Source organism: Photorhabdus cinerea (assembly GCF_011189575.1).
GTDB classification, from domain to species: domain Bacteria; phylum Pseudomonadota; class Gammaproteobacteria; order Enterobacterales; family Enterobacteriaceae; genus Photorhabdus; species Photorhabdus cinerea.
On record NZ_PUJW01000066.1, the window covers coordinates 1 to 4803 of the forward strand.

At 33.2% G+C, this 4803-nt stretch carries 6 protein-coding genes and 1 pseudogene; 2 read left to right on the forward strand and 5 right to left on the reverse strand.

The window, feature by feature from the left end; translation table 11 throughout:
• Positions 1–68: 68 nt before the first annotated feature.
• The 5 genes from C5469_RS22120 to C5469_RS22140 all read right to left on the reverse strand — a co-directional run bounded on the left by C5469_RS22120 (position 69) and on the right by C5469_RS22140 (position 2635).
• The gene (locus C5469_RS22120) at positions 69–668 is read right to left on the reverse strand and encodes a hypothetical protein (RefSeq protein ID WP_166310785.1); all 600 of its coding nucleotides are present in this window, start codon (positions 666–668) and stop codon (positions 69–71) included.
• Positions 669–734: 66 nt separating this feature from the next.
• On the reverse strand, positions 735–1550 hold the full coding sequence (locus C5469_RS22125) for a toll/interleukin-1 receptor domain-containing protein (RefSeq protein ID WP_166310787.1): 816 nt from the start codon (positions 1548–1550) through the stop codon (positions 735–737).
• Positions 1551–1554: 4 nt separating this feature from the next.
• Complete coding sequence (locus C5469_RS22130; protein ID WP_166310789.1) at positions 1555–1971, reverse strand: hypothetical protein; 417 nt, start codon at positions 1969–1971, stop codon at positions 1555–1557.
• Positions 1972–2070: 99 nt separating this feature from the next.
• The gene (locus tag C5469_RS22135) at positions 2071–2376 is read right to left on the reverse strand and encodes a type II toxin-antitoxin system mRNA interferase toxin, RelE/StbE family (RefSeq protein ID WP_166310791.1); all 306 of its coding nucleotides are present in this window, start codon (positions 2374–2376) and stop codon (positions 2071–2073) included.
• Positions 2366–2635 (reverse strand): type II toxin-antitoxin system RelB/DinJ family antitoxin, encoded by a 270-nt coding sequence (locus tag C5469_RS22140; RefSeq protein WP_166310793.1) that lies wholly within the window; start codon positions 2633–2635, stop codon positions 2366–2368. Before C5469_RS22140 ends, C5469_RS22135 begins: the two co-directional genes overlap by 11 nt.
• An 843-nt stretch (positions 2636–3478) precedes the next feature.
• Here C5469_RS22140 and C5469_RS22145 point away from each other — a divergent pair.
• Both C5469_RS22145 and tssD read left to right on the forward strand, forming a co-directional pair.
• The gene (locus C5469_RS22145) at positions 3479–4168 is read left to right on the forward strand and encodes a replication initiation protein (RefSeq protein ID WP_166310795.1); all 690 of its coding nucleotides are present in this window, start codon (positions 3479–3481) and stop codon (positions 4166–4168) included.
• A 144-nt stretch (positions 4169–4312) separates the two neighbouring features.
• Positions 4313–4612, forward strand: a pseudogene (tssD, locus tag C5469_RS22150) (type VI secretion system tube protein TssD); the annotation flags it as partial.
• Positions 4613–4803: the final 191 nt, after the last annotated feature.

The following is a 4803-nucleotide window of genomic DNA, read 5'->3' on the forward strand; positions in this document are numbered from 1 at the left end:
AGATTACATCTGGCGTAATAATCTTAAGTTAGGAGCTGGAAAATACCGTCCGTTACGATCAGTTGATATCAATCTGTACAAAAAACAGGCTTAGCGTAGGATATTTTCCGTTTTCCAAGCGGACCCCTATAAATCCAAGGTGAAAAAGTTTTTTTCCTATCTTTATCTGATGAGCCACTATTATAGTTTGTACATATAAAGAAAAAACTATCAGACTCATGGATAGATTCAGATAGGGCATTTGATAAAATCATATAGAAATTACTACTTGTTTTCAGGCTACCATTATAGCAATATAGATCAGGGCTTATCTCATTATATTTTTTATCTATTTCCATAATAGCCGCATCAACATTTTTCCAAAAATAGCTATCAATAAAAGATTTTATTCCACATTTTAAATATAAAGCATTAGCTATTAAAGTTACTACTTCAACATCACCATGACTATGAGATAAAAATATGTGACAACCTGTTTTTGGAAACCAATTTTTGATGAACGATGAGTGATCCAGGATATTTATCTCGTTTTTTAACATGAATTTTTTTATTTCCTCCACTGGGGGATTTTTTATTTTATATAGAAGATTATTAGTAGCATTTATATCAGATTCTTTTAATTTATTTGCTTGATATTCAGTCAAGTCAATTTGATAACATTTAAGCATTAATTATGAACCTTTTTAAAATCTATGAGATAAAGTAGGAGTTAGTAGATATATTTTTTATCGGTATCAAATAATATAACTGTATATTCTGTCCAAATTATCAAATTCTACCGATCCTGAATTATCTAATAAATAATCGGTATTATTTTTAATGTTATTATTTAATATATTCTCTAACTCTAGTTGCTTCACATTGAACATATGCTTTGTTGTTACATCATATCTAACTACTAAGTTACTATCAATTGACTCTAATCCGTCCATACCAAAACGATTACTTGCTGATTTAGTTGTTATTATTGGTCTTTTTTGATGTGGATACCGTCTTACTTTTGATGTGAAATTTAGCTCTGTGTAAATCCAAGGTGAATATGTCCCAAACTCATCTTTATCACTAGCATTTAATGAATTTGTTGTATTTAAGAACCAGCAACTATCACTTTCATCAATCGCATTTGTTAGGGCATTAGATAATATCAAATAGAAATTACTGGCAACTTTCATGGACTTTTCGTAATCAAGATATTTTTGATCATTTTTACTACGGCAATGTGTATTATTTATTTTTTCGATTGCTTTATCTATAAACCCCCAAAACTGAGAATCTATAAATGTTTTTATTCTATATTGAGAGTAGAGTTTGTTAGCTATATAAATGGCAAGGTTCTTATCTTTATGGCTATGAGATAAAAATATATGACAACCAGTATTAGGGAACCAATTATTAATTATATCCTCATGCTCTATGACAACTAATTGCTCATTGTTTTTTGTTTTTACAGTTATTAATTCCTCAAGTTTTTCCTCAATATTTCCCGTCTCATAAGATAAAGTTTCATTATCAACTTCTTTTTGAAAATCAAGATTAAAGCAATGTAACATAATGCTATCTCCAAATAGGTAATAAAAAACCTAAAAACATTGTTACTAAATAAAATGGAATAATACTAATAGAAAAATACACATCACAAAAAGATATTTTGGTTTTTTTTGTCGATATGATTGTTAGATTTTCTTTGATTCCTTCATCAGTGATTTTTAATACCTTTTTGTTATATTCGTTTCTAAAAATCCGTTCTTGTTTAAGATAGAAGCAATCAAGAAGAGAAAACAAAAAATTAAAGATGAGTAAAGCTATACCAAGGAGTAAAAGATTATGACTTGCGTAATCTTTTTTCACTAACGCTATAGCTATAGTTGTTAGCGATATACTCCACCCTTTTACAAATAAAGAGTTTGCAGCCATCCTTTTTATTATCTCTTGAATATAGTTTAAACCTGCTATCAGTGATTCATGTCCCATAGATACCTCTCTTTTTGTTCATTATCCATTCCTAGTGAGGATGAAATAATTTATTCAGACAACAACAACACTCCTTTAGATGTTTTTTGCTCATCAATTCTACTTAAATAGTTCTGCATGAGTACCTATGTCAGTGAAGTAAACAATCTCTTTTTTATCATCAACACGATAGATTAGAAGAAAATCTCCACCAATATGTAACTCTCGATAACCACTCAATTCTCCAGTAAGAGCATGATCACGATATTCAGCGGGGATAGGCTGTCGGTTAGTAATTAGATTCATTGTTATAACGGCATCCTGCATATTATAGCGGCCATTTTTGTTATAGCGTTGCCATGACTTTTCAAAGTTTTTTGTACGATCTGTTCGGTAAGGTAACGGTGCTCGCTTATTACTTATCACCGTTCATGCTCATAATCAACTCACTAACGTTTTCAAAAGCTGAGCGACCTTCACTCATAAGCTCTTCCGTTTGACGCATAGACTCACACAAACGAACTGATGGCTTACGTGAAATCTCAAATGGTAAGCCTTCATTACGTACTACGTTTTCAGCAAATAAACGTAATGCAACACTAACAGTCAAACCACAGTCCTGTAGGACAGTTTCAAATTGATCTTTCAGATCATTGTTGACCCGAGAACGGATTGTAGTTTCCATTTTTTTAATACCCTCAGTAAATGAACATACCTCACTTCGAATTGTAGCCCAATATGAGCCACAAATAAAGGAATAGGCTGAAAAGAAAAAATGGCCTAAAGCAGCCTGAAAACGATTTTGGGCTGTTTTTGGATTTTATGTTGGCAGATTGGTGTTTAAAGAGAAAAAATCGCACAGTGAAGCTCTTAGGTGTCTTTTATGCCCATTAGAGCATGGGAAGCGGCACTTAAAGGTTGAAAGGATCATCATCGATCAACCCGCTGATAACAGAGGGGGACTGATCAAGGAGCAAGAATAGCCCTTCACCCTGTTAAGCAGTGAGCGAAGCGAACCCATAGGCACAGGCTGTAAAGCAATACGATAGTTAGATGGTCGAAGACGAAAGAATCTGATAGCAACAAATACTTAAATAAGACTTCATGAGTGGCTTCTAAGGAATTTTTTGTTCGAACAACGAACAACATAGAGGGAGCTATTTAAAAACGCTCGTAGGGCAATTCAGGGGAGTAGTGTTGCTGCGACATCCTTTTTTGTGATCGATCTGACAAAATTTGGCAATTTATCCACAGGGCACATCTTTTTTTAACTTGTTTTTCTTGTTTTTATCTTGTTTTCAGTTCTTTTTTATTTTTTAAATTCAAATGCTTAAATGTAGATAGGCAATGCTTTTGACGGTAATAGGCAATGCTTTTGACGGTAATAGGCAATGCTTTTGACGGTAATAGGCAATGCTTTTGACGGTAAAATTCACAAGTAAAGGCAATGTTCTTTTAAAAGATATTGCCTTTACTGTAGGTAATAACTATATTTTATACATTACCTATACGATAAAGAGATTTTTATATGAGTCATCTTGTTGCTTACAAATCCAATGCACTGATAGAAGCGAGTTATAAGCTAACATTGCAGGAGCAAAGAGTTTTATTGATGTGTATAGGAAAGCTCAATCCGCAAGATGAAGTACCAGAGAAAACTTTTAAATTAACTGCTAATGAGTTTTATCTCGCTTTCCCTGACATGGGAAGAGAAAACGCAGAACGGCGCTTACAAGAAGCAATAGATCGTCTATGGGATAGAACTATATTAATTACTAGAAAAGATGAAAAACGTGAAATAAGATGGATTCAAGAAAAAGCTAAATATTTTAGCGGAGAGGGTACAAGTGAAATAGTTTTCGCAGATTCTATTATGCCTTACCTTACCCAGTTAAAAGGACAATTTACAAAGATAGCTATCAAGAATGTAGCTGCTTTGAAAAGAACATACAGCATCCGAATTTATGAATTACTTCAACAATTTAAACAAACTGGCGATAGAATTATTTCTTTAGAAGATTTCCGTTCTATGTTGGGACTAGAAGATAAATACAAAACATTTAAGTCATTAAATCAACTGGTATTAATACCAGCCATAAAAGAACTGAACGAAAAGAGTGATTTAATTGTTTCTGTAGATACAGTAAAGAAAGGGCGTACTGTAATAGCCCTTCACTTTAGATTCAAAGAAGACAAACAAATAAAAATGGCGATTTAAATCGCCATTTTTATTTGAAATTAACTAATGCGAGTAACAAAATGAATTTTTCATCCATACTTTTTGCTTTAAATGACTATTGAAAATTTAAATTTGTATGTTAATTTATCTTTCTCATATCTAAAAGACTAGGATGGTAATTTTATGTCATATATGATTTATTTAACTTTAAACGGCAAGAAGCAAGGTTTAATCTCCGCAGGGTGTTCAACGCTTGATTCTATAGGGAATCGGTATCAAAAAGGGCACGAAGATCAAATACAGGTACTCAGCCTGAATCATGCAATTTCACGCCAGCAGAACGTGAGTCACCAGCCAGTACAGTTCATCAAACCAATTGACAAGTCATCACCACTACTAGCAATGGCAATAGACTCCAATGAATCACTGAATGGCGGTTTTATTTTTTATAGGGGTCCGCTTGGAAAACGGAAAATATCCTACGCTAAGCCTATTTATTGCACAGTTCCGCATCAATACTAAAACTCATTATGTGCATTTCGGCGTTTCCGGCGTGCAATCCCACTAAATTTCTTGATTACACCCATTCATCAACATTCTCCCAGACGGTGCGAAAAGTCCCTGTTGTAGGAACTCTGAACTCAAACCAGTTTGTTTGAAAAACTGCCTGTTGG